This window comes from Micromonospora sp. WMMA1996 (genome assembly GCF_002573675.1).
GTDB classification, from domain to species: domain Bacteria; phylum Actinomycetota; class Actinomycetes; order Mycobacteriales; family Micromonosporaceae; genus Micromonospora; species Micromonospora sediminicola.
Genome location: NZ_PDHU01000001.1, coordinates 2,086,235 through 2,111,246, shown reverse-complemented (window position 1 = coordinate 2,111,246; position 25,012 = coordinate 2,086,235). Strand labels below are relative to the sequence as shown.

Genomic DNA, 25,012 nt, shown 5'->3' with positions numbered 1-25,012 from the left:
GGGGCCCCGCCTCTACCGGAAGCGTTAAGCGGGGCCCCTTCCTTACACCCGTGGGGCGGGCTGGGCCAGCTCGCCGATCTCCCGGGGCAGCTGGGCCATGGCCCGGTTGAACTCCGCGGGCCCGACCACCCGGTGCAGTGCCTGCAGCACCGCACGCGCGCCGCGCTCGGCGTCGGCCGGGGTCGCGCCGGCCCGCTCGGCGATCCGGCGCAGGAACTCGTCGTACCCGAAGGCCTGCGGGTCCTCGACCCGCGCCCGGGCCAGCAGCGGGCGCAGCTCGTGCGCCACGTGCTCGCTCAGGTCGGCGGCCTCGCCGCCGCTGAGCCGCTCGGCGAGCGTGCGCAGCGTCGCCTCGGTCAGCGCCCGCGCGGACGCCTCCGACACGCCCGCGCGGGCGGACACCCGCGCGTAGAACTCCGGTTCGGCCATGGTCGGTCCTCCCGTCGGCGGCAGCGTGGCTACCCGCCGGCGACGCGGGCAAACCCGGTCAGGCCAGGGCGCGGGCCGCCGAGACGACCGCGTGCACGCCGATCCCGGCGCGGTCGAGCTGCTGGGTGGGTGTGCCGGAGCCGGGCAGCCCGCGCACCGCCAGGTGGCGGACCCGCGCCGGCGCGCCCAGGTCGGCCAGCTCCTCCAGCACCGCGGAGCCGAGGCCGCCCTCCGGGTAGTGGTCCTCCACCACCACCAGCCGCCCCCCGGTGTCGCGGACCGCCTCCAGCAGGCGGTCCCGGTCCACCGGCTTGATCGAGTAGAGGTCCACCACCCGGGCGTCGATCCCCTCCCGGGTCAGCTCGTCGGCGGCGGCGAGGCAGACGTGCACGGTGACGCCGGTGCCGAGCAGCGCGACGTCACCGCCGTCGCGGACCACCCGGCTGCCGCCGACCGGGAACTCCTCGCCGTCGTCGTAGAGCACCGGATACGCGCCGCGGGTGGTGCGCAGGTAGCTGACGCCGGGGCGGTCGGGCAACTGGGCGACCAGGGCCGCGCAGGAGACGGCGTCGGCGGGACAGAGCACCGTCGAGCCGGGCACCGCACGCAGCGCGGCGATGTCCTCCAGCCCCATCTGGGACGGGCCGTCCGGGCCGATCTCCACCCCGGCGTGCGAGCCGACCAGCGTGATGTCGGCGCGGGAGACGCCGGCCATCCGGATGAAGTCGTAGGCGCGGGACCAGAACGCGGCGAACGTCGCCGCGAACGGCCGCCGGCCGCGTACCGCCAGGCCCACGGCCGCGGCGGCGAGCTGCTGCTCGGCGATGAACATCTGGAAGAACCGGTCCGGGTACGCGTCGGCGAAGCGGTCGGCCCGGGTGGAGTCGCTGACCTCGCCGTCGAGGGCGACCACGTCCGGCCGGACCGCGCCGAGCGCGCGCAACGCGTCCCCGTACGCGTCCCGGGTGGCGACCTTCGCGCCGCGCGACCAACGGGGCAGCTCGGGTCGCCGGTGCTCGACCGGGTCGGCGCGCGGCGCGGCGGGCGGCTTCGGCCCGGCGACCCGGATCCGCCGGGGTCCGCCGAGCGCCCGCACGGCCCGGTCGGCCAGCTCGGGGTCGAGCGCCTTGCCGTGCCAGGACGGGTCGTTCTCGATCTCGGGCACCCCGCGGCCCTTGACCGTGCGGGCCAGCACCACGGTCGGTCCGGTGGCCTCCCGCGCCTGCCCGTACGCGTCGTCGATCGCGCCGAGGTCGTGCCCGTCGACGACGATCGCCCGGCAGCCGAACGCCTCGACCCGCCGCCGGTAGCTGTCCAGGTCCCACGCCAGCTCGGTCGGGCCGCGCTGCCCCAGCCGGTTGACGTCGACGATCGCGGTCAGGGCGCGCAGCCCGTAGTGGCCCGCCTTGTCCAGGGCCTCCCAGATCGAGCCCTCGGCCATCTCGCTGTCGCCGCACAGCACCCAGACGTGGGCCGGCGAGCGGTCGAGGTACTGGGCGCCCAGGGCCACGCCGACGCCCACCGGCAGGCCCTGGCCGAGCGAGCCGGTGGCCACGTCCACCCAGGGCAGGACCGGGGTGGGGTGGCCCTGCAGGCGCGAGCCGGACCGGCGGTACGTCTCCAGCAGCTCCTGCTCGCTGATCGCGCCGGTGGCCCGGAACACCGCGTACAGCAGCGGCGACGCGTGCCCCTTGGAGAGGATCAGGTGGTCGTTGCCGGGGTTGCCCGGGTAGGACCAGTCGTAGCGCAGGTGCCGGGCGACCAGCACCGCGAGCAGGTCGGCGGCGGAGAGGCTGGAGGTGGGGTGCCCGGAGCCGGCCATCGTCGTGCACCGGATCGCGTCCACCCGCAGTTGGGCGGCCAGCTCCGCCAGCCCGGTCAGGTCCTCGTCGCGCAGCGTGCGCTCTGCTTCCAACGTCACCGCTATCGTCTCCCCGCGGTCGGTCGTGTCCGGACCCACCGTAATCCTGAATGCGATGATTCATCCCTTTTCTGGCAACTCACCCCCGTCCGGCGAACAGCCAGAGCGCCACCAGCAGATAGGGCAGCACGGCCACCGCGAAGGCGACCGGATTGCCCACCGCGCCGGCGAGCAGCCCGTACGCGCCGTAGAAGGCGACGGTGGTCAGGTCGGTGGCCATCCCGGCCAGCGAGGTGACCGTGGCCCGCGCGGAACCACTGATCCGGGCCTGGAGCCGGACGTCGGCCAGCACGGTGGCGAGCTGGAACGCGGCGAACGCCACCGCCAGCAGCAGGAAACCCCCCGGGTGCCGCGACAGCGCCCCGGCCGCCAGCGCCCCCGCCGCGAACACCAGGAGGCCGGCGTACCCGCGACGGGACAACCGCTCGCCCCACGGGGCGAGCAGGCCGCCCACCGACATCCCGGCCCACACCAGCAGGAGCAGCAGCGGCACGGTCACCTCGGCCACCCCGGTGTCCCGGGCCAGCAGCCCGGTGTACTCGTCCAGGCCACCCCAGATCGCGGCCACCGCGGCGACCAGCAGCACGGCCGCGCGGACGGCGCGGTCGGCCCGCACCTCGGCGAGACCCCCGCGCAGGCTGTCCAGCCAGCCGGGCTCGTCGTCGTCCGGGGCCTCCCCCGGGCCCGGCGACGAGGTGGCCGACGGTGACCGGTGTTCCGGGAAGCGGGCCGCGACGACGGCGGCGAGCAGGCAGGTCGCCACGCTGGCCGCGCCGACGGCGAGGTAGCCCCCGACCGCGAACACCGGCCCGGCGAGCACCCCCGAGCCGACCGCGCCGAGCACCTCGGCGGTGCGGGTGCGGCCGATCAACCGGGCGTAGCGGTCGGCCGCGCCGAGACGGTCCAGCTCGGTGAAGACCAGCGCCTCCAGCGCGCCGGAGCGCAACGCGCCGCCGGCCCCCCAGAGCAGGAACCCGACGGCGAACGCCGGGTAGGACGGCAGCAGCACCCAGAGCGCGAAACCGGCGGCCGTGAGCAGCGGCGCCAGGCAGAGCAGCAGCCGGCGGGAGAGCGCGTCGGCCAGGGCCCCCGACGGCACCTCCAACAGGATGCCGGCGACCGCCCAGAGGACGAACAGCGTCGAGATCTGCCCGACCGACAGCCCGGTGTCGGCGAACAGCAGCACGTAGAGCGGGTAGAGCAGGACGAGGTCGGTGAGGAACGCGTAGCCGTAGAGCGTCGCCGCCAGGCGGCGGGTCGCGGGCACGCGGGCAGGTGCGACGAGCATGAGGCCTTCCCACGGGACGTGACGGACACCGGTCGCAGTGCACGGCGTCCGCGGTGGCCCGCGGCCTCGTCGCTCAGGAAGGCATCAACATCGCCAGGTCATGCCGACGATCGTAGCCGGACCCGCGCCGGCGGGTGGTCCCGTGCGACACGCGACCGGGGCGGGACCCGACGTCGGATCCCGCCCCGGTGTCGCGCGACGAGGGGTCAGCGGCGGAACTTGTCCACGTCCGCCGGCGGGATGACCATGGTGGCCTCGCTGTCCGCGGCCTGCTCGGCCGTGGGCTGGCGGGGTGCGGTCGGCTGGGTGCGCTCGGAGTCGGAGAACGACGGGATCGCCTGGGTGACGTCCGTGGACGCCGCCGGGCTGGCCTCCGCGCCGGTCCGGGCCGGCACCGGCTGGGTCGGCTCGGAACCCGCGTACGCCGACACCGGCTGGGTGCGGTCGGCCTCGGTGTCGCGGGCCACCGGCTGGGTCAGCTCCGCCTCGCCGTACGGGTCCGACGTGGCCATGCGGGCCGCCACGTCACGTCGACCGGCCTGGTAGGCGCGGGCGTGGGTGGCGATGGTCCGGGACTCCTCCTCGGCCCGGGTCAGCCAGGTCTCCCAGCGGCTCTGCATCGGCCGGACCAGCCCGCCGCCGACGCCGACGACCAGGATGCCGCCGACGGTGGCGAGCACCGCGATCAGCACCGGGGTGGTCACCGCGGTGGCGACGCCGATCTGGTTGAGCGCGGCGATCACGCCCAGGCCCAGGATGAACACCGAGGCGAGGTTGGCCAGCACCCGACCGTAGGAGAGACCGCCGAGCGCGCTGGAGATGATGTCCTTCACCGCGCGGGCGATGGCCGCGGCCACCACGACGATGACGATGGCGACGAACGCCCGGGGCAGCCAGGCGACGACGCCGGCGATCAGGTCGGAGATCGGGTTCGGACCCCAGATGCCGAACGCGAGCTGCAGCGTGACCAGCAGCACGCCGTAGTAGGCGAGCTTGGCGACGATGTCGCTGGCGTCGTACTTCGAGCGGGCCAGCGCGGTCTTGATGCCGCCGCGCTCGACCGCCCGGTCGAAGTGCACCCGCTCGAGGACCTTGTCCACCAGCTTGAGCACGGCCTTGGCGATCAGCCAGCCGACGACCAGGATGGCGACGAACGCGACCGCCTTGGGCAGGAACAGCATCACCGAACGGAACGCGTCGCCCACCGCGTCGCCGAAGTTGTCTCTCATCGAAGGGCCTCCACGCATGTGGTCAGGATCGTTCCGGAAGGCCTACCCGGGCCCACACGCGCGGAAACGCGGTCAGCCCCCGGGGCAGCGGTAGCTGACCCGCGTGCCGGCCTGCACCGGCGCGGGCTCGATGATGTTCACGGTGGCCGTCCCGGTGGTCGCGCCGACCCCGCTGAACGTCCACCTGAGGGTGAGCGTGGCGGTCCGCTGCCCGCTGCCGACCCGCTCGCTGAGCAGCGCGCCGGGCGGCGCGTCGGAGCGGAACCACTGGTAGCGGATCGTGCCGGCGCGCCCGTTGGTGCGGACCGTGGCCACCACGTCGACGGTCACGTCGCACGCGATGCCGGGCGGCCGGGGCACCGCCACCGCGACCTGCTCGACCTCCAACGGCCGCAGCCGCTGCCACAGGTAGAGACCGACCGTCACCAGCAGCACGGCGGTGAGCAGGGTGGACAGCACCGAGACGACGCGACGCCAGAGCGGTCGCGGCGGGCGGATGGGCGGCGCGACCGGCCAGGCCGGCGGCGGTGGCGGGGTCGCCGGCACGCCCGGACCGAACCGCAGCTCGCCGCCGGACGCCGGCGCGGGCACGCCGCTCACCGCCCGCGCGGTCGGATCCCGGTACGCCCCCGCGGTCGGGGCGGCCGGGCCGGTGGACCCCGGCCGGTACGCGGCGGTCGGCGGCCCGGTGACCTGCTGCGGCGGGGCGAGGTGCACGGTCGGCTCGGCCCGGACCGCCCCGGCCACGCCCGTACCACCGAGGTCCACCGTCCCGTCGGCGTCGGGCCGGCCGGGCTGACGCGGGCCGGCGAGACGCGCCGTCGGATCGGCGTCGCCGGGCCGAGCCGCCCCCGGACCGGCGAGGTACACCGTCGCATCGCTGTCGGCGGGCGGCGTCGCTCCCCGACCGGCGAGGTGCACCGTCGCATCGGCGTCGGCGGGCGGCGTCACTCCCCGACCAGCCAGGTGCACCGTCGCATCGGCGTCGGCGGGCGGGCCCGCTCCCTGGCCGGCGAGGTGCACGGTCGGTTCCGCCGCGCCCGCTTGGTCGACGGTCAGGGGCGCGGTGGCATCCGCGTCGGCCGGTGGTCGGGGCGGGACGAGGTGGACGGTGGGCGCGGCGGCCTGCGCGTCGCGGGCCGGGTCGGCGGGCAGGGCGCGGGTGGGCAGCGCCTCGGTGGGCTCCTCCGGCCGCGTCACGCCGGCCGTCCTCGGTCCGGACTGCGGTGCTGGGCAACGGGCACGTCGTACTCCTAGCCGGGGGTGCAGTAGTTGTAGAGCGTCACGTACACCGGTTTCGCCGAGGTGGTCGCGTTGCCGGCGGCGTCGACGGCGGTGACCTGGACCGGGATGCGGCTGCTCTGTTTCGGTGCCGCGAACGGACCGAGCGTGCCGGTGAACACGCCGCGCCCGGCGGCGGCCATCCGGACCGTTCCGGTGGCGCCCTCCACTGTGTAACGGAACGTGACCTTCAGGGCGGCCGGACCGCTGCGGTCGTCGGTGACGGGGACGGAGACGGTGCTGCTCTGGATCCCGAACGGGCAGCCCCTCGGTTCGAGCTGACCCGGATCGGCGCTGACGCCGCCGACGACCGGCGCGGTGACGTCCGGCGGGGGCGGCGGCGTGGTGCTGCGCGACGGGGTGGGGGTCGGTGCGCTGGTGCGGACCGGCGGGCGGGTCGGCGCCCGGGTTCCGTCCGGCGTGGCGGACGGCGTGCCGGCCGGCGGGGTGGGCAGGACGGACGGCGTGGCCGGCGGCGACGCGGTCGGGGTGACGTCCGGGGGCGTGACGGCCGTCGGGTCCGGTGTGGGCGGGTCAGTCGGGGTGGGACCGGCGGGCGACGGGCCGGCGGGAGCCCCGGCGGCGGCCGGGCTCTCGCGGGCGGCGTAGCTGTAGCCGGCGCCGCCGGCCAGCACGGCGGCGACCACGGCACCGGCCGCCAGCATGGTGCGCTTGCGTCCCCGCCGGAACAGGCCGCCCCGGCCGGTCGAGGCGCCGAGCGCGGTGCTGGCCACCGCGGTGGCGCCCTCCGCCCGGTCGGGGAACGGCCACAGCGCGGCGAGCAGCGCGGCCCGGCGGGCCAGCTCGCGCAACCCGCGTTCCTCCCACTCGGGCCCGTACCCGGCGCCGGCCACCCGGTCGAGCAGCTCCAGGAAGACCTGGGCCGGTTGCGGCCGGTCGTCGGGGCTCTTGGCCATCCCGTGCCGCAGCAGCTCGTGCACCGGGGCGGGCGCCGGGTCGGTGGGGATCGGCGCGGTGGCGTGCTGCTCGCGCAGGGAGAGCAGGTCCGGACCCTGGTACGGGGGCCGCCCGGTGAGGCACTCGAAGAACGTGGCGGTGGCGGCGTAGATGTCGCAGGCGGGGCTGGCCGGGGCGCCGGTCCACTGCTCGGGGGCCATGTAGCGGGGCGTGCCGGAGACGGTGGTGTCCGAGCCCCGGCCGATCGGCATGGCGATGCCGAAGTCGGCGAGCTTGCTCGACCCGGCGCCGGTGACCAGCACGTTCTCCGGCTTGTAGTCACGGTGCACGACCCCGTGCGCGTGTGCGGCGGCGAGCCCGGCGAGCGAGCCCTTCAACACGCAGAGCGCCGCCTCGGGGGTGGTCGGGCCGTGCGCGCGCAGCATCTGCCGCAGCGAGACCCCGTCGACCAGCTCCATCACGATGGCCGCGCCGTGCGGTGACTCGACGTACTCGTAGAGCCGGCTGACGTGCTGGTCGTCGATCTCGCCGAGCAACCGGGCCTCGTCGCGGAAGGCGGTGCGGAACGAGGAGTCCGCACCGAGGTCGCGAACCAGATACTTGATCGCGACCGGGGTGCCGGTGTCGTCGTGGGTGGCGAGCACGACACTGCCCGACGCCCCGGAGCCGAGCGTACGAACCGGCGTGTAGCCGGACAGCTGCCAGCCGCTCATGCGACGAACCCCACCGCGTTCCAGGGACGGCAGCCGGTTGCCGCCTCGCTGGTCATTCTGGTCGCGCCGGCGCCGCCGGCCATCGGCGCAACGGACGCTTCCGTACGCCGGACGGCGGCCCCGGACCGGCGGTGTCCCGCCGGTCCGGGGCCGGGCGGCGGATGGTCGGTAACGGACACACCGCCACTGCAGCAGACCCGCGCAACCCTCAGCCGGTGGGTCGCTCCCGGTCGGCGGCCCGCCCCAGCGCCACCATCCGCTGCCGCTCCTCCCGCCGCCGGACCAGCAGCACGCCGGCCAGGAACGTGACCGGCGGGACGAGCGCCAGCATCGCCCACTGCGCCGGAACCAGCGGGATGACGTGGCCCATGTGGACCGTCGACGTCGCCCAACCGGCCAACGCTTCATCGATCACCAGCACCAGGGCCGCGACCGGCGCCAGCACCACCAGGATCCGGCGGCGGACGGCCGGGGCGAGCCCCGCCACCGGTACGCAGACCGCGAGCGCCGCCACCGCGAGCCCGGCGAGGTAGAGCCACATCACCGGCTCGCTGCCGGCGGTCAGCCCGTAGAAGCTCTGGTAGGACGCCGGGCCGCCGCCGAAGAGCGGGCTGGTCGCCCGGTTCAGCTCCAGCAACCCCGCGACCAGGGCCGGACCGCTCACCACGGCGGCGAGCCGGCGCGGGCCGAGCAGCCCGACCGCCCGTCGGGGCGGGGCGGGCACGGTGAGCGCCGCGGCGGCGATCACCGCCAGGGTGAACTGCGGGAGCGTGTCCACCACGTAGCCCGGCTGGTCCACCACGCCCGGGCCGACCAGCACCAGCCAGCCCGCCACCCCGCCCCAGGCCAGCACCGCGGCGACCCGACGCAGGCCGACCGCGGCGGTCACCGCGACCGCCGCCCAGCCGAGCACCCGCAGCCAGTCGACCACGTCCGGCGCGGCGGGCCGCAGCGGCGGCGGCAGCGACGCGTCCACCACTACCTGGTCGAGCAGGTTCTTCCCGGCCACGGCGGTCAGCGCCAGGGCCACCAGCAGACCGGTGACGGCCGCCGCGTCGGACCAGGCCGGCTCGGTGAACCCCCGTGCGCCCACCCGGAGCCGGGCCCGCAGGCCGGCGACCACCAGATCCACCGTGTCCCGCAGACCCGGCCGGGTCTGCCCCGGGCGCGCGTCCGCCATCAGGACGGCCAGCATCTCCTCCTCGTACACCCGGCGGTGGGCCCAGGGGTGGACGGCGAGCAACCGGCGGTAGCGGCGCTCCAGGTCGACGTCGCTCCCACTCGTCACGCTCACACCGGGCTCCGGCTCACTCCTCGCGCTCACGCGGGGCCTCCATCCGTTCGCGACTGCGGGGCTCGCAACACCGGCTCACTCCTCGCGCTCACGCGGGGCCTCCATCCGTTCGCGACTGCGGGGCTCGCAACACCGGCTCACTCCTCGCGCTCACGCGGGGCCTCCGTCCGTTCGCGACTGCGGGGCTCGCAACACCGGCTCACTCCTCGCGCTCACGCGGGGCCTCCGTCCGTTCGCGACTGCGGGGCTCGCAACACCGGCTCACTCCTCGCGCTCACGCGGGACCCCCCTCGGGGAGCAGGCCGGCGGCGCGCAGCCGGCGGCCGGCGGTGTCGGCGTGGCGGCGCAGCCGGGCCACCTCGTCGGCGAGGCGGGTGGCGCCCAGCGCGGTGAGCCGGTAGTAGCGGCGCAGCCGGGACTGCACCACCTCCTCACGGTCCACCTCGATCAGACCGTCGGACCGCAGTCGGTCGAGGACGGCGTAGAGGGTGCCGGCACGCAACCGGACCCGGCCGTCGGAGATGCGCAGCACGTCCTCGATGACCGCGTAGCCGTGGCGGGGCGCCTCGGCCAACGCGGTGAGCACCAGGAACGTCGGTTCCCGCAGCGGAGCGTCACTCATGGCGAGAGCATATACCGTTCACCGGTATATGTGGGGGCGCGGTCGTCCCGGACCGGATCGTCCTTGATCGACTCCACCTCGGCGAAGTGGCGCCATCAGAGGCCCTCGGACGGCACCACTTCGGCGACATGGAGTCGATCAAGGACGGCCGATTGGTCAGAACCGGCGGGCGGGCGGGACACCTCCGGGCGGAGGCTCGCGGAGCAGCCAGACCGGGTTGCTGGCCCCGACGATCGCGCCTTCGCGGTCCCGGACCTGCGTGCGCACGTACGCCCCGGCGCCCACCCGCACCGGCAGGTCGTGCCAGCCCTGTCGCAGCTCCCGCCACGGCACCTGACCGGTCCGGATCGCGGGGGTCGGGTCCGCCGCGCCGGCGCGGTCGACGTCGCCGGTGACCACCTCCAGGGTGGACCCGGCCGGCAGGTCGGTGGCCCGCAGCCGCACCGTCACGGTGTCATCGGCGACCGTCGGCAGCGCACCCATGGCGCTGCGCCCGCCGAGTTCCAGGTCCAGGGCGCCCCGGTAGACGGCGAGGTCGGCGAACCACGCCTGCCCGGCGCGCAGCGCGGCGACCAGGTCCTCACGGTCGGTCGACGCCGCCCAGACGGAGGTGACGTACCGGTCCCGGCCGGTCCGCCAGTCGGTGCCGTTGTGGTCGTCGGTGACGCCGACGGCGGTCAGCGGGATCGCGTTGCGGGCCGCCACGTCGTACGCCCAGAGATGGTCAGCGACCGGGGCCCGTCCGATCTCGATCAGGTCGACGCCGAGCGCGTCGCGGGCCACCAGCAGCCGGGCGAGGGACTCGCGGCGCTCCACGTCCAGCGGGTGGTTCCAGCAGACCACGCCGCCGTGGCCGTGCAGGAACTCCACCATCCGCTCGGTCGCCTCGACGTCGTCGTCCCGGTACGGCGGGGACGGGAAGCGCGGCAGCGTGCCGTCGCCGCCGAACCAGTTGAGGTGCCGGACCATCGACACCTCGTAGGCGCGGTGGTGGGTCACGCCCGGGTAGGCGTCGGCGTAGCCGGCCAGCACCTCGGCGCGCAGCTCCTCGCCGGCCTGCCCGGCGCGGCGGGCCCGGTCGAAGACCAGCCGGTCGACCAGGTACGCGCCGCGCGCGCCGCCGGCCACCGTCACGCCGAGGCGCAGCCCGCGCAGCGAGTTGTCGCCGGCCACCAGGTCGGGCCAGAGCCGCCGCGCGTCGGCGAGCAGGTCCAGCGTGTGCCGCCACCAGGCGCCGACGGGCGCGGGCAGGTCGACGGTGCCGTGCCGGCCGTCGGGAGTGTGCCGGACCGTGTCCGTCGCGCCCAGCCGGTAGCGCAGCACCAGTTGGCCGGCGGGCCGTCCCGGACCGGCCGGGTGGTGGGACAACGCGATCTCGACGGTCAGCGTGGCGTCCGGCCCGGCCGCCTCGGGCCGCACGTCGAGGTGCAGTGTGGTGTCGGAGATGTTCCCGGTGTGGGTCCAGTTCCAGGCCTTGCCGGCGTACCAGTGGGTGCCCGTGCCGGCGGCGCTGAGGCGCAGCGCGCGGCCGGGACCGTCGGCGGCGTCCGGCGCGGCCACGAACTCGGCGGCCGACCCGGTGAGCCGCCCCTCGGTGGAGGCCGTCCAGGTCCAGGCCAACCCGCCCTCCAGCTCCTGCGGGCCGTCGAAGTGGACGACCCGGCGGTGGTCGTGGGCGGCGACGCGGAAGTCGTGGTCGGTCCACCAGAGCACGTCGACGGCGTTGCGGCGGGCCTGGTCGAGGTGGGCGGCGTAGCTGGCGATGCCCTCGCTGAACGAGGCGTGCAGGTGCATCGCCATGCTGATCGGCCGCCGTCCGCGCGGCGCCGGCGGCCGGTCGGCGGTGGCGGCCAGCCCGACCGGAACGCCGATCCCGGCGAGCGCCAGCCCGCCGGCGGCGGCGAGCACGCTGCGCCGGTCCAGTCGCGTCCGACCACCCATGCCACTCCCCCGTCCCCGTGCCGGCCGGGCCAGCGTACGGGCGGCCCGGGCCGGGCCGGCATCCGGCGATCGTGCCGGTGTTCGGGCGGGGCGGTCAGCGGGGCGGGGCGGCGACCCGGGCGGCGAGCGGGCGGCCGGTCAGCCGACGGACCGCCAGGTAGGCCTCGCAGCCGAGGCAGAGCCCGAACGCCGCGTTGAGGAACGCGGCGGCCAGCGCCGCGGCGGTGGCGATCAGGCCGACCACGGGCGCGCCGGCGAGGAAGCCGACGGCGCCGACGGTGGCGAAGACCAGCCCGACGATCTGGGCGAACCGCACCGGGGCAGCCGGTTCCCGCTCGGCCGCCGGGCCCAGCCGGGGGGCGACCAGGGCCCGGAAGAGCAGGCCGTACGGACCGAGGCGCGGGTTGGCGGCGGTGAGCGCGAAGACCACGGCCTGGGCGAGGACGAGCAGCCCCGAGCCGGTGACCAGGGCGACGGCGAGGGCGACGGTGGTGAGGGCGGCGGCGAAGCGCGGCCCGCGGGGGTCGAGCAGCATGGGGGTTCCGTTTCGGACGGCGGGACGGTCGGTCAGGCGGGGCGGGCCGACGCACAGAGGCTCGCCGCGAGCCGGCCGTGGTCCACCACCCGCCGCCGGGTCAGCCGCACGCCCGCCGAGCGCCGGCCGGTCACCGGGCGGCGCCGGCGGTGAGCGGGGCGAGCGCCGCGAGCAGTTCGGCCCGGTCGGGCACGCCGGCGGCCCGGCGCACGACGCGTCCGGCCGCGTCCACCACCAGCACCGTCGGGGTACGCCAGACGTCCAGGTCGCGGGCCGCGTCGAGGTGCTCGTCCACGCCGACCTCCCGCAGCGCCACCCCGTCGAGGCGGCCGGTGACGTCGTCGAGGACGCGGCGGGTGGCCCGACACGGCGCGCAGACCGGGGCGGAGAACTGCACCAGCGTGACCACGCCGGGGCGTACCCCGAGGGCGGCGAGGGTGGCCCGGTGCGGGGCGTCGCCGGCGGCGGCCGACGCGTCGCGGTCCGCCGCGCCCGGCGGGCGTTCGCGGACAGCCCGCAGCCGACCGTCGTGGCGGCGGCGCCACCAGCCGAACGCGCCGGCGACCGCGAGCACGGCGACGAGCACGAGGACTCCGGTCAGGCTGGGCGGGTGCACCGCACCAGGTTGCCACGCCGGGCGGCGGCACGACATGGTCCGTCCCGGTCAGCGGACGTGACATCGCCTACTCCGGTGGTAGGAGTCGCCGGCCGCCGGTGGCATTTGTCCTCTGGCGCGCCGCCCGTTCGTGGCAATATTCTCCAACTCGCGCGCAGCAGTTGGAGTTCCTTTACATCGCCCGGTCCGGCCGGGCCATCGAGGAGATGCCATGCACTTCGACCACCCCGAGCTGGACCGCCGTACGCTGCTGCGGGCCGGCCTCGGCGCCGCCGCGGTCGCGGTCGTCGGGAGCGAGCTCGCCCTGCCCTCCGCCGCGCAGGCCGCGCCGGGCGCGGACCTCGACTGGATCATCAGCTGCGACGAGTGGGCGGCCCGGCCGCCGGCGGACCCGCTGTCGGTCAGCGCCATCCCGACCAACAAGATCATCGTGCACCACATGGCGTTCCCGAACGTCACCGACTACTCCGAGGAACACGCCAAGCAGCTCGCCCGCGACTGCCAGGACCTGCACATGGACGGCAACGGCTGGTCCGACACCGGGCAGCACTTCACGGTGAGCCGGGGCGGCCACGTCCTGGAGGGACGGCACGGCAGCCTGGAGCGGCTCCAGGCCGGCGACCGGCAGATGATCGCCGCGCACTGCCCGGGTGAGAACGGCCGGGCCATCGGCATCGAGAACGAGGGCACCTACGTCACCGAGACGCCACCCGAGGAGCTGATCGCCGGGCTGGTGCGGCTGTGCACCGCGATCTGCCGGCAGTACGGCCTGCACGCGCACGACATCTTCGGCCACTGGGACTTCCGCGCCACCCAGTGCCCGGGCGCGATGTTCTACCGGGAGTTCCCCGCGCTGCGCCGCCAGGTCTTCCGCAGGCTCGGCACAAGCCTGGGCGACGTGCCGGCGCGACGGTGGCCGGACATCTGGCGCTTCGTCGGCGGTCCGGTGGTCCAGGTGGCGCAGCACCTGCTCACGTTCCGGGGCTACGCCGTGCCGGTGACCGGCGTGTTCGACGCCGCCACCGTGGCGGCGGTGCAGGACTGGCAGGCGCGCAACGGCATCCCGGTCGACGTCGACGCCACGCTCACCGCGCCGACCTGGGAGACGCTCGCGCCGGAGCTGGACCAGCGCGACAGCGGCGTCCCGGTGACCGCGGCGCAGTTCATGCTGAACTCCAAGGGCTACGCGGAGGTCCTCCCGACCGGCGAGTACGACCACGCGACCCGGACCGCGGTCAAGGACCTGCAGCGCCTGCACGGGCTGCCGCCCACCGGCAAGCTCAGCACCACCACCTGGTGCGCCCTGGTGGGGGGTGTGGTGCGCCAGTCGTTCCACAAGCACTGACGGCGCACCGGCGGGGAGAGCGGTGGGGGGTGGCAACGGCGCCACCCCCCACCGCCGTGTCCGGCGTGGACAGCCGGCGGGCGAAACGTCGGCATTCGCGGGTGGTGAACGACGGGTATCCCGGGCGGCGGTCCTCCGCCGATCATTGCCCAGAGATAGATATGAGTCATTCTCACCTCCGGGTGGAACGCCCGGGCGCGGAGGGCGAGACGTCGGCACCGGAAGCCGGGCGCACCGTTCGGCCCGACTCCGCGTCCCCGGAGGATCGCCATGACCCGTCCCGCTCTCCGTGCCCGGCTCGCGGCGTTCACCGCCGCCGCCCTGACCGCGAGCGTCCTGACCGTCACCCCGCCCTCACCGGCGCTGGCCGCCAGCACGTTCGCCCCGAACGACTACTGCCTCGGCCAGTGCGCCGACATCCTGCCCCCCGGGCAGAACGGCAACGCCACGCTCGTCGCCATCCTGGCCCACCAGGCGCTCGGCACCCGCCCGGCGCACTCCAGCGACCAGCTCGACGAGTACGCGAACCTGGTCTACAACTACGCCGGGCTGACCGACGAGCAGATCGCCCACTTCTACAACGACGCCTCGTTCGGCGTACCGGCCGCGCAGGTCGAGAGCACCGTCTCACCGCGCGCGGACGTCACCATCGTGCGGGACAGGGCCACCGGCGTCCCGCACATCACCGGCACCACCCGCGCCGGCACCATGTTCGGTGCCGGCTACGCCGGAGCCCAGGACCGGCTGTGGGTGATGGACCTGCTGCGGCACGTCGGCCGCGGCAACGTCACCTCGTTCGCCGGCGGCGCCCCCGGCAACCGGGAGCTGGAGCAGAGCGTCTGGGCCAACTCGCCCTACACCGAGGCGGACCTGCAGGCCCAGGTGGACGCGCTGCGCACCAGGGGCACCCGGGGCCAGCAGCTCTACACCGACGTGGTCGACTACATCGCCGGCATCAACGCCTACATCGACAAGTCGATCGCCGACGACAACTACCCGGGTGAGTACGTGCTCGCCGGCGCCGGCAAGCCGAAGCACTTCACCATGACCGACCTGATCGCCACCGCCGGCGTGATCGGCGGGCTGTTCGGCGGCGGCGGTGGCAGCGAGATCCAGTCCGCGCTGGTCCGGGTGGCCGCCCGGGCCAAGTACGGCGCCACCGAGGGCGACAAGGTGTGGGCGGCGTTCCGGTCGCAGAACGACCCGGAGACCGTGCTCACCCTGCACGACGGGCAGAGCTTCCCGTACGGGGCGACGCCGCCGGGCGCGACCAGCGCGGTGCTCCCCGACGCCGGCACGGTGGTCGCCGAGCCACTCGCCTACGACGCCACCGGCGGGGCCGCCGCGCGCACCGGCGCCAGCACCGCCACCAAGGACCTGCTCGGCGGCCTGGCCAACCTGCGCGCGCACGGCATGTCCAACGCGGTCGTGGTCTCCGGGCGGCACACCACCACCGGCAACCCGGTCGCCGTGTTCGGCCCGCAGACCGGCTACTTCGCGCCGCAGCTGCTCATGCTCCAGGAGTTGCAGGGCCCGGGCATCAGCGCACGCGGCGCCGCGTTCGCCGGGCTGAACCTCTACGTGCTGCTCGGCCGCGGCCAGGACTACGCGTGGAGCGCCACCTCCGCCTCCCAGGACCTCACCGACACGTACGCGGTGCCGCTGTGCACCACCGACGGCAGCGCCCCGACGCTGCGGTCCAACCGCTACCTCTACCACGGGCAGTGCCTCGCCATGGAGGCGCTGGAGCAGCGCAACTCCTGGTCGCCCACGTTGGCCGACTCCACACCGGCCGGCTCCTACACGCTGCGCGCGCTGCGCACGAGGTACGGACTGGTCGCGTACCGGGGGCTGGTGAACGGGCAGCCGACCGCGTTCACCAAGCTGCGCTCGACGTACCGGCACGAGGCCGACTCGGCGATCGGCTTCCAGGCGTTCAACGACCCGGCGGCGATGGGCAGCGCGGCGGCGTTCCAGGCGTCCGCGGCGAGCGTCGGCTACGCGTTCAACTGGTTCTACGTCAACTCGACCGAGGCGGCGTACTACAACTCCGGCGCGAACCCGGTCCGGTCGTCGGCCACCGACCCGAACCTGCCGGCGAAGGCCGAACCGGCGTACGAGTGGGTCGGCTGGAACCCGGACACCAACGACGCCACCTACACCCCGGCGTCGACCCACCCCCAGTCGGTCAACCAGGACTACTACGTCAGCTGGAACAACAAGCAGGCGCGGGACTTCGGCGCGGCCGACGGCAACTTCAGCTTCGGCTCGGTGCACCGGGGTCAGCTGCTCGACGGCCCGGTGCGCGCCGCGATCGCCCAGCGCAAGCTCGGCCGCGCCGACGTCGTCAAGATCATGGCGGACGCGGCGGTGACCGACCTGCGCGGCCAGCAGGTCCTCGGCGACCTGCTGCGAGTCCTCGACAGCACGCCGGTCACCGACCCGGCGCTGGCCGACGCGGTGGGCAAGCTGCGGGCCTGGCAGCAGGCCGGCGCCCGCCGGGTGGAGACCTCCCCCGGCTCGAAGGTCTACCAGCACGCCGAGGCGATCCGGATCTTCGACGCCTGGTGGCCGCTGCTCGCCTCGGCCGAGTTCCGTCCCGGCCTCGGGCCCGACCTGTACGCGGCGCTGGTCGACGCCATCGAGGTGAACGAGGCGCCGTCGGGCGGCCAGAACGGCGGGCGCGACGGCGCGGCGAGCTGGGCCCTGCAGGGTCAGGCGCACAAGGGCTCGTCGTTCCAGTACGGCTGGTGGGGCTACGTCGACAAGGACGTCCGCACCGTGCTCGGCGACCCGGTGGCCGGCGGGCCGGGTCGCGCGTACTGCGGCAACGGCAACCTCGGCGCGTGCCGGCAGGCCCTGCTCGACACGCTGGGCCAGGCCGCCTCGGTGCCAGGCACCACGGTCTACCCCGGCGACAAGTCCTGCGGCGCCGGCGACCAGTGGTGCGCCGACTCGATCGCCCAGTCCGGCCTCGGCGGCATCACCCACCCGCTGATCGCCTGGCAGAACCGTCCCACCTACCAGCAGGTCGTCTCGTTCCCCGCGCGCCGGGGCGACGACGTCGCCAACCTGGCCCAGGGCCGCCCGGCCAGCGCGTCGAGCACCCAGTTCCTGACCAGCTACACCCCGGACAAGGCGGTCGACGGCAGCCTGAGCAGCCGGTGGGCCAGCAGCTACAACGACAACCAGTGGCTGCGGGTGGACCTCGGGTCGGCCCGCACCGTCAGCCGGGCGGTGCTGCGCTGGGAGTCCGCCTACGCCACCTCGTACCGGATCGAGGTCTCCGGCGACGGCAGCTCCTGGACGCCGGTGTTCGCCACCACCACCGGCAACGGCGGCGTCGACAACGCCACGTTCGCCCCGGTCAGCGCCCGCTACGTGCGGGTGTACGGGGTCAAGCGGGCCACCTCGTACGGCTTCTCGCTCTACGAGTTCGAGGTCTACGGGCGGTGACGCCGACGGCCGGCCGGCGGGGCCCCCTCCGCCGGCCGGCCGCTGTCCGGGCAGGTCAGCCACCATGAGTCGAACATGTGTGCGAAGATGGGCCGGTGTCGAGCGAGGCCACCATCCTGCACGCCGACCTGGACGCGTTCTACGCCTCGGTCGAGCAGCGCGACGACCCCGCGCTGCGCGGCCGCCCGGTGATCGTCGGCGGCGGGGTGGTGCTCGCCTGCAGCTACGAGGCGAAGGCCCGGGGCGTGCGCAGCGCGATGGGGGGCCGGCAGGCGCGACGGCTCTGCCCGGACGCGGTCGTGGTCCCGCCGCGGATGGCCGCGTACACGACGGCCAGCCGGGCGGTGTTCGAGATCTTCCGCGACACCACCCCGCTGGTCGAGGGCCTCAGCATCGACGAGGCGTTCCTCGACGTGGGCGGCCTGCGGCGTCTGGTCGGCCCGCCGGCCGACATCGCCGCCGCGCTGCGTGCCCGGGTCCGCCGGGAGGTCGGCCTGCCGATCACGGTCGGGGTGGCCCGCACGAAGTTCCTGGCCAAGGTGGCCAGCGGCGTGGCCAAGCCCGACGGTCTGCTGGTCGTCGAGCCGGGGCGGGAGCTGGCCTTCCTGCACCCGCTGCCGGTCGAGCGGCTGTGGGGCGTCGGCCCGGTCACCGCCGCCCGGCTGCGCGAGCGCGGCCTGCGCACCGTGGGCCAGGTGGCCCGCCTCGACGAACCCTCGCTGGTGTCGCTGCTCGGCGGCGGCGCCGGGCGGCACCTGCACGCTCTCGCGCACAACCGCGACCCGCGTGCCGTGCAGGTGGGGCGCCGCCGCTCCTCGATGGGCGCGCAGCACGCACTGAGCCGGGAGCCGCACTCCCCCGCCGAGCTCGACGCCGTGCTGGCCGGGCTGGTCGACCGGGTTACCGGGCGGATGCGCGCCGCCCGACGCACCGGCCGCACGGTGACGGTGCGGCTGCGCTTCGGCGACTACACCCGGGCCACCCGGTCGCACACGCTGGACAAGCCGACCGCGCAGACCGCGCCGCTGCGGGCCGCCGCCCGCACGCTGCTGCGCGCCGCGCTGCCGCAGATCGCGCTGCGCGGCATCACCCTGCTCGGCGTCTCGGTGGGCAACCTGGACGGCGGGCACACGCAGCTCACGCTGCCGTTCACCGCCGAACCGGGGCCCGCTCTGGACGCCGCGGTCGACGCCGTCCGGGACCGCTTCGGCTCCCGGGCGCTGACCCGCGGGGTGCTGCTCGGCCGCGACCCCGGCGTCGAGATGCCCCGGTTGCCCGACTGAGCGTCTCCTACCCCGGTAGGAGGCGCGGGTCGGACCCGCGGCCGCGACCTCGGCCGCCGGTCGGGCGCGACCGCCGTCGCCGGCCGCCAGCATCTACAGGCATGACTACCGTGGTGAACCGGGCGGTCCGCTGGCACCGCCCCCTGATGCTCCTCGTGTCCGCGATGGCGGTGCTCACCGTCGTCGCCGCGATCGGCCTGGTGGCCGACCCCCGGGTGCTCACCGGCGCGCCCGCCTGGCTCAAGCCGCTGAAGTTCGCGATCTCGTTCGTGCTCTACGGCGTCACCCTCGCCTGGATGCTCTCGCTGCTGCCGCGACGCAGCCGCCTGGCCGAGCGGGCGGCCACGGTGATCGTGGCCATGTCGGTGCTGGAGATGGTCGTCATCGTCGGCCAGGTGCTGCGCGGCACGACCAGCCACTTCAACGGCACGACGCCGCTGAACGAGGCGCTGTTCGACGTCATGGGCGCGGCCATCATGGTGCTGTTCCTGGCCCAGGCGGTGCTCGCGGTGGTGCTGCTGCGCCGCGCCACGCCGGACCGGGCCGGCGGGTACGCCGTCCGCCTCGGCCTCGTCGTGTCCCTGCTCGGCATGCTCGTGGCGTTCCCGATGGTTGCGCAGCGCCCGGCCGGGGCGCCGGCCGGGATCACCGGCGCGCACAGCGTCGGCGTGCCGGACGGCGGCCCGGGGTTGCCCCTGGTCGGCTGGAGCACCACCGGCGGCGACCTGCGCGTCGGTCACTTCGTCGGGCTGCACGCGTTGCAGGCGCTGCCCCTGCTGGCGATCCTGCTGGACCGGTTCCTCGGCGCGCGGCTGGACGAGCTGACCCGGGCCCGGCTGGTGCTCGTCGGCGGCGTCGCGTACGCCGGGGTCACGCTGCTGCTCACCGGGCAGGCGTTGCGCGGGCAGCCGCTGATGCGCCCGGACGCGCTGACCCTGACCGTGGCGGCGGTGCTGGCGCTCGCCACCGCGACGGCGGTCGGCCTGGTCCTGGGCCGCCGGTCCCGCCGCGCCGGGGTGGTGCTGGTCGGATGAGCGCCACGCTGTTCGACCTGACCTTCGCCCTCGCCGCGCCGTTCTGGGCGCTGATGATCCTGGCGCCCCGCTGGTCGTGGACCGCGCGGATCGTCGGCTCGCCGCTGATCGTGGCGCCGGTCCTGCTGGTCTACGCGGCCCTGGTGCTGCCGGCGCTCGGCGCGGTGCTGCCGGTGGTCACCGCGCCCACCCTGGACGGTCTGCGGGAGTTGCTCGGCACCGCCGACGGAGCGGCGGCCGCCTGGGCCCACATGATCGGCTTCGACCTGTTCGTGGGACGGTGGATCTGGCAGGACGCCCGGGACCGTGCCGTGCCGGCGGCGGTGCTCGCGCCGGTGCTGGTGCTGACGGTCCTGCTGGGGCCGCTCGGCCTGGCCATCCACCTCGGACTGCGCGCCCGGTGGCGAGCGTCGGTGGGCGTGGTGGCTCCGGCCGCGCCGGTTGCCTAGGCTGGCGTCGTGGGCTGGGTCGGTCGGTTGTTCGACGCGCGCGACACGCTCGCGCGGATGCTGCTGCTGGATCTCAGCGGCGTCGGCTACCTGGTCGTCGGCGCGCACGGCCGGCCCGCCCCGACGGCGACGCAGTGGCTGCTCGCGGTCGCGGCGTTCACGGTGGCGCTGCTGTGCCACCGCCGGCCGCTGCTGAACCTGCTGATCCAGTCCGCGCTGCTGGTGGCGGCGCTGCCGTTGGTCGACGACGTGACGATCAACCAGGTCGGCGCGAGCTGGGCGCTGCTGGAGCTGACCATGCGGGCCGCCCGACCTCGCACGTTCTGGCTCGCGGCCGGCCTGGTGGCCGCGATCGACCTGAGCCACGTGATCGGGGACCCGCTGCGGCAGGCCCTCACCGGGGTGTTCGGGCTGGCCGTCACCGTCGGCCTGCCGCTGCTGCTCGGCCTGGTCGTGCGGACCACCCGGGAGCTGGCGCGGCAGGCCGAGGAGCGGGCGGCGGCGGAGCAGCGCCGGCACGAGTCGGAGAGCCGCGCCGCGCGCGCCGACGAACGCGCCGCCATCGCCCGGGAGCTGCACGACGTGCTCGCCCACCACGTCGCGTCGATGGTGCTGCGGGTCGGGGTGGCCCGGCACGTGCTGACCGACCTCGACCCGCGGGTCGGTGAGGTCTTCGGGGACGTGCACCGCACCGGCACGGCGGCCCTGACCGACCTGCGGCGGTTGGTGGCGGTGCTGCGAGACCCCGACGGCGTCCGCGGCGACGCGGCGCTGACCGCGATCGAGCCGGCCGCGCTGCCGGCCGCGCTCGGCGCCGCGGTGGACCGGGCCCGTCAGGCCGGGGTCACCGTGGAGGCCGACGTGGACCCGGCCGTCGGCACGCTGGACGCGGTCCGGAGCCAGGCGGTGCTGCGACTGACCCAGGAGGCGTTGACCAACGTGGCCAAACACGCGGGCGCGGCGGCCCGTGCGCGGTTCACCGTCACCGTGGTCGACGGGGCGGTGCACTGGGCGGTCTCCGACGACGGGCGGGGCGCGGCGTCGGCCGTGGTGCCGGCCGGCGGCGGTCACGGCATCGTCGGCATGCGGGAGCGGGTCGAGGTGCTGGGCGGGCGGCTGGAGGCCGGGCCGACCGGCGAGGGCTGGCGGGTCCGCACGGTGCTGCCGCCGACCGCGCCGGACCGAACGCCCGGTGCGGCGCCCCGGCCGCGTCCGGTCACGCCGGAGCCGGCGTGATCCGGGTGCTGCTGGTCGACGACCAGCACCTCATCCGGGCCGGGCTGCGGATGCTCTGCGACGCCCAGCCCGACCTCGAGGTGGTCGGCGAGGCCGACAACGGCCGGGAGGCGGTCACCCTCGCCGCCCGGCTACGACCGGACGTGGTGGTGATGGACCTGCGGATGCCCGGGGTCGACGGGATCACCGCGACCAGCCGGATCCTGGCCGACCGGCCGGCCACCCGGATCATGGTGCTCACCACGTTCGGCGACGACGACCACCTCTATCCGGCGTTGACCGCCGGCGCCTGCGGCTTCCTGCTCAAGGACGCGCCCCCGGCCGACCTGCTCGACGGGGTCCGCCGCGCCGCCGCCGGGGACAGTCCGTTCAGCCCCGAGGTGCTGCGACGGCTGGTCCGGCGGGCGGTGCACGCCCGGGCCGGCGCGCCCCGGCACGCGGCCGACCTGACCGGCCGGGAGCGGGACGTGCTGGACCTGGTCGCCGAGGGGCTGTCCAACACCGAGATCGCCGACCGGCTGCACATCGGCGTGACCACCGTGAAGACCCACATCACCAGCCTGATGACGAAGACCGGCAGCCCCAACCGGGTACGCCTCGCGCTGTGGGCGCGCGGCGGCTGAGCCGGCTCACTCCTCGATCGCGCCGCCCACCGCCCGCAGGTGCGCCCGGAACGTCAGCGTCGGGTCGGCCGCCCGGGCGCTCAGGTAGCCGTCGAACCCGAGCTGCGTCCGCAGCGTCTCGCCGCCCCGGATCCGGTCGGCCTGCCGCCGCTCGGTGTCCCGGATGGACCCGGCCAGGTCGGCCAGCTCGTCGACGCGGTCCGCCGGCACGAAGAGCACGCCGTCGTCGTCGGCCAGCACCAGGTCGCCCGGGTCCACCGTCCACGGACCGACCCGGGCCGCGTCCAGCGCCCCGGCCGGTCGCGGGTCCAGCTCCAGCGGCCCGGTCGGGACGGCGCCCAGACTGAACACGGGCAGCCCGACGGCCGCCAGGTCGCCGGTGTCCCGGTGCAGCCCCCAGACCACCAGGCCGGCGAGGCCGGCGGCGTACGCCTCCCGCACCACCAGGTCCCCGACGCAGGCCCGATCGGTGCGCCCGCCGTCGTCCACCACCAGCACGTCCCCCGGCGACGCCCGGTCGATCGCCTCCAGGAACACGTCGACGCTTCCGGCGTGCCGGGCCGGGCGTACCGGGCCGGCCAGCCGCCGCCCGGGCAGGACCGGCCGAACGGCGGCCGGTGCGCAGCGCACGGCCACCCCGGCCCGCAGACACGCGTCGGCGACGTGGGCGGTGGTGAACCCGGTGAGACGGTCGACCGGGGCGCGGTGATCGGTGTCCATGGCCCGACGCTAGCCAGCCGGACCGGCGCCGGCAGGTGCCAGTCGCCGGCCGGTGGCCTCTGCCCACCCCGGCGGGACGGGCGTCACCCGGAGCGGGCGGCCCGGGTCGGCGGCCGACCCACCGGGACGCTCCGGCCCGGGACGCCCGGCCGCCGCACGGTCCGGCGCATCCGCGCCCGCGCCGGTGGGCGTACCTCGGCCTCCCCGGCGCCGGCCGCCCGGCGCACGGTCCGGTTCGCCTCCTCCGCGCCGCAACCGGTGGCGCGCAACAGCTCGCTGTCGGCCGTGCGCAGGTCGCTTATCATCGCCTCGCCGAACGCGCGCACACCCTGCCCCCACGCGCGCCCGGCCAGCTCGGCGTCCTCCTCCACCAGCCGGCGGGTGCCGGTGAAGTCGGCGCCCACCCGGCACGCCCGGTGCAGCTCGCGAACCGCGTCACCGAGGCGACCCACGGCGGCCGGCAGCGCCGGCGGGACCGGCTCGTCGTACTGCAGGGCGGTGGCCGAGCGGCGGGCCACCGAGCGCGCGTACAGGATCAGCCGTTCCAGATGCGCGACGGCGTCGGCGTAGCGGTGGTACTGGGCCCGGCGGTGCCATCGGACCGGCGCGATGGTGACCACCTCCTCGGCCCCGCTGAGCGCCTCGTTGAGCCGCCCGACGTCGGGTTCCAACCCGCGCAGGTCCTCCAGGGCGCGCTGCGCGGCGTCGGCGTCCCGCCGGGTGAGGGCCCGGGCCACGGCGTCGAGCTGGGCGGTCAGCCGGGCGATCACCGGTTCGGTGGCCCGGTCCAGCACCCGGATCGGGTTGACCGGCAGCAGCAGCGCCACCACGAAGAGGCCGACCAGACCGCCGACCAGGGCGTCGAAGATCCGGGGTAGTTCCAGACCGGGCTGGACCGGGGCGAGCGTGGCGATCAGCACGGCCGTACCGCCGGCCTGGCCGACCAGCGCGCCACCGCGCCCGGCCACCAGCAACGCGGTCGCGATGGCCAGGGTGACGACCAGGCCGGTCTGCCAGGAACCGGAACCGAGCAGGTAGCGCAGCAGGTCGCCGACCACGATGCCGAGGCCGACGCCGACCAGCAGCTCGAATGTGCGGCGGGCGCGCTGGCCGATGGCGGTGGCGATGGTGCCGACCGCGGCGGCGGGCGCGAAGACGTGCGCGCCGGGACCGAGCAGCCACTGGGCGAGCAGCGCGGCGAGCGCGGCGGCCAGCCCGGCCTGCACGGCGATCACCGCGGTGACCTCCAGCTGGCGCAGCCGGACCCGGCCGGCGGTGCCGCCCTCGGCGCGGGCCCGGGCCAGGGCGTGAGCGCTCCGCTCGACGGCCCGGTCCATCGGCGAGCGCACGGTGTCCGCACGGCGGTCGGTCATGGCGGCGGTTACCCGCCGCCGGCCCCTGCGAATCGTCGCGGGGTGGGCCGGCGTGGATCAGCGGGCGCCGAGCGTGGCCGCCCCGTCGCCGGTGAGGTCGGCCAGCGCCGCCCGACGGCCGGTCAGCGCCAGCAGGAGCGCCGCGCCGGTGCCGCGGACCACCGGTCCCTGCCCCGCCGACCAGCCGAGGTCGGTCGCCTCGAAGCGCAGCCCGGCGACCCGGCGACGGTCGACGAAACCGACCGCCCGGCCGCCGGTGAGGAAGTCCAGCGAGACCCGCAGGCGCTCCGGGTCCAGGTCGGCGGGGAGGCCGAGCGGGTGGCGGATGTCCTGCCCGTGCACCTGCAGGTCGGTGAGCTGGCCGAGCCAGCCGACCACGGGCGGGCGGAACCGGTGCCCGGCGTGTTCGCGCAGCGCGGCGGCCAGCTCGGCGGGCGGCCGGCGCGCCACCCGCCGGGCCAGTCGGGCGTTGGCCACGTGCAGCCGGAAGCCGGCCCCGACCAGCACCGGCACCAGCCGCCACGGCTTCTCGACCAGCGGTGACACCAGGTGCCCGACGACCTCGCGGACGGTCCACGCGCCGCAGAGACTGGGTGTGTCCAGCTGGGCCGGGGTGAGCGCGTCGACCAGGTCGGCCGTGCGGCGTCGCTCGGCGGCGATCATCGGCAGCAGGCGCGGGTCGGCGCCACCGTGGCCGGTCACCGCG

20 protein-coding genes and 1 pseudogene are annotated in these 25,012 nt (G+C 75.8%); 7 read left to right on the top strand and 14 right to left on the bottom strand.

Features of this window, described 5'->3' with window-relative positions; genetic code table 11:
• Window positions 1-42: 42 nt before the first annotated feature.
• The 11 genes and pseudogenes from COO58_RS10105 to COO58_RS10055 form a co-directional block, all read right to left on the bottom strand.
• Complete coding sequence (locus tag COO58_RS10105) at window positions 43-429, bottom strand: DUF2267 domain-containing protein (RefSeq protein ID WP_091574316.1); 387 nt, start codon at window positions 427-429, stop codon at window positions 43-45.
• A 58-nt stretch (window positions 430-487) separates the two neighbouring features.
• A complete protein-coding gene (locus tag COO58_RS10100) occupies window positions 488-2,350 on the bottom strand; it encodes a transketolase (RefSeq protein ID WP_098744750.1) in 1,863 nt (620 codons plus the stop codon).
• Window positions 2,351-2,429: 79 nt separating this feature from the next.
• Entirely contained in the window at window positions 2,430-3,638 is a 1,209-nt protein-coding gene (locus COO58_RS10095) for an MFS transporter (protein ID WP_098744748.1), read from the bottom strand.
• A 506-nt stretch (window positions 3,639-4,144) separates the two neighbouring features.
• Window positions 4,145-4,885, bottom strand: a pseudogene (locus tag COO58_RS10090) (hypothetical protein); the annotation flags it as partial.
• A gap of 54 nt (window positions 4,886-4,939) precedes the next feature.
• A complete protein-coding gene (locus tag COO58_RS10085) occupies window positions 4,940-6,067 on the bottom strand; it encodes a hypothetical protein (protein WP_098744745.1) in 1,128 nt (375 codons plus the stop codon).
• A 53-nt stretch (window positions 6,068-6,120) separates the two neighbouring features.
• Entirely contained in the window at window positions 6,121-7,779 is a 1,659-nt protein-coding gene (locus COO58_RS31105; RefSeq protein ID WP_098744744.1) for a serine/threonine-protein kinase, read from the bottom strand.
• A 208-nt stretch (window positions 7,780-7,987) separates the two neighbouring features.
• Window positions 7,988-9,067 (bottom strand): hypothetical protein, encoded by a 1,080-nt coding sequence (locus COO58_RS10075; protein WP_141561874.1) that lies wholly within the window; start codon window positions 9,065-9,067, stop codon window positions 7,988-7,990.
• A gap of 280 nt (window positions 9,068-9,347) precedes the next feature.
• Window positions 9,348-9,695 carry a PadR family transcriptional regulator gene (locus COO58_RS10070; RefSeq protein ID WP_091574309.1) on the bottom strand — a complete coding sequence of 116 codons (348 nt, stop codon included), beginning with the start codon at window positions 9,693-9,695 and terminating at the stop codon, window positions 9,348-9,350.
• Window positions 9,696-9,851: 156 nt separating this feature from the next.
• Window positions 9,852-11,636, bottom strand: coding sequence for a hypothetical protein (locus tag COO58_RS10065; protein WP_098744741.1), 1,785 nt, complete (start codon window positions 11,634-11,636; stop codon window positions 9,852-9,854).
• Between the two features lie 94 nt (window positions 11,637-11,730).
• Window positions 11,731-12,171 (bottom strand): DUF4395 domain-containing protein, encoded by a 441-nt coding sequence (locus COO58_RS10060; RefSeq protein ID WP_098744739.1) that lies wholly within the window; start codon window positions 12,169-12,171, stop codon window positions 11,731-11,733.
• A gap of 130 nt (window positions 12,172-12,301) precedes the next feature.
• Window positions 12,302-12,787 (bottom strand): thioredoxin family protein, encoded by a 486-nt coding sequence (locus COO58_RS10055; protein ID WP_255292575.1) that lies wholly within the window; start codon window positions 12,785-12,787, stop codon window positions 12,302-12,304.
• A gap of 211 nt (window positions 12,788-12,998) precedes the next feature.
• On the opposite strand from COO58_RS10055, the gene COO58_RS10050 reads away from it, so the two are divergent.
• The 7 genes from COO58_RS10050 (at window position 12,999) to COO58_RS10020 (ending at window position 22,213) form a co-directional block, all read left to right on the top strand.
• Window positions 12,999-14,132, top strand: a complete 1,134-nt coding sequence (locus COO58_RS10050; RefSeq protein ID WP_098744736.1) for an N-acetylmuramoyl-L-alanine amidase — start codon at window positions 12,999-13,001, stop codon at window positions 14,130-14,132.
• A 270-nt stretch (window positions 14,133-14,402) separates the two neighbouring features.
• Window positions 14,403-17,588 (top strand): penicillin acylase family protein, encoded by a 3,186-nt coding sequence (locus tag COO58_RS10045; protein WP_098744734.1) that lies wholly within the window; start codon window positions 14,403-14,405, stop codon window positions 17,586-17,588.
• A 95-nt stretch (window positions 17,589-17,683) separates the two neighbouring features.
• Window positions 17,684-18,871 (top strand): DNA polymerase IV, encoded by a 1,188-nt coding sequence (gene dinB, locus COO58_RS10040; protein ID WP_098744733.1) that lies wholly within the window; start codon window positions 17,684-17,686, stop codon window positions 18,869-18,871.
• 101 nt (window positions 18,872-18,972) lie between these two features.
• A complete protein-coding gene (locus COO58_RS10035) occupies window positions 18,973-19,905 on the top strand; it encodes a hypothetical protein (protein ID WP_098744731.1) in 933 nt (310 codons plus the stop codon).
• Entirely contained in the window at window positions 19,902-20,354 is a 453-nt protein-coding gene (locus tag COO58_RS10030; protein ID WP_098744730.1) for an ABA4-like family protein, read from the top strand. Before COO58_RS10035 ends, COO58_RS10030 begins: the two co-directional genes overlap by 4 nt.
• Before the next feature lie 9 nt (window positions 20,355-20,363).
• A complete protein-coding gene (locus tag COO58_RS10025) occupies window positions 20,364-21,590 on the top strand; it encodes a sensor histidine kinase (protein WP_098744728.1) in 1,227 nt (408 codons plus the stop codon).
• Window positions 21,587-22,213, top strand: a complete 627-nt coding sequence (locus COO58_RS10020) for a response regulator transcription factor (protein WP_098744727.1) — start codon at window positions 21,587-21,589, stop codon at window positions 22,211-22,213. Before COO58_RS10025 ends, COO58_RS10020 begins: the two co-directional genes overlap by 4 nt.
• 6 nt (window positions 22,214-22,219) lie before the next feature.
• Here COO58_RS10020 and COO58_RS10015 read toward each other — a convergent pair whose 3' ends face one another.
• The 3 genes from COO58_RS10015 to COO58_RS10005 all read right to left on the bottom strand — a co-directional run bounded on the left by COO58_RS10015 (window position 22,220) and on the right by COO58_RS10005 (window position 25,008).
• Window positions 22,220-22,933 (bottom strand): RraA family protein, encoded by a 714-nt coding sequence (locus COO58_RS10015; RefSeq protein ID WP_098744725.1) that lies wholly within the window; start codon window positions 22,931-22,933, stop codon window positions 22,220-22,222.
• Window positions 22,934-23,016: 83 nt separating this feature from the next.
• Window positions 23,017-24,306 carry an aromatic acid exporter family protein gene (locus COO58_RS10010; RefSeq protein WP_255292574.1) on the bottom strand — a complete coding sequence of 430 codons (1,290 nt, stop codon included), beginning with the start codon at window positions 24,304-24,306 and terminating at the stop codon, window positions 23,017-23,019.
• Between the two features lie 57 nt (window positions 24,307-24,363).
• Window positions 24,364-25,008 (bottom strand): maleylpyruvate isomerase family mycothiol-dependent enzyme, encoded by a 645-nt coding sequence (locus tag COO58_RS10005; RefSeq protein WP_218012344.1) that lies wholly within the window; start codon window positions 25,006-25,008, stop codon window positions 24,364-24,366.
• Window positions 25,009-25,012: the final 4 nt, after the last annotated feature.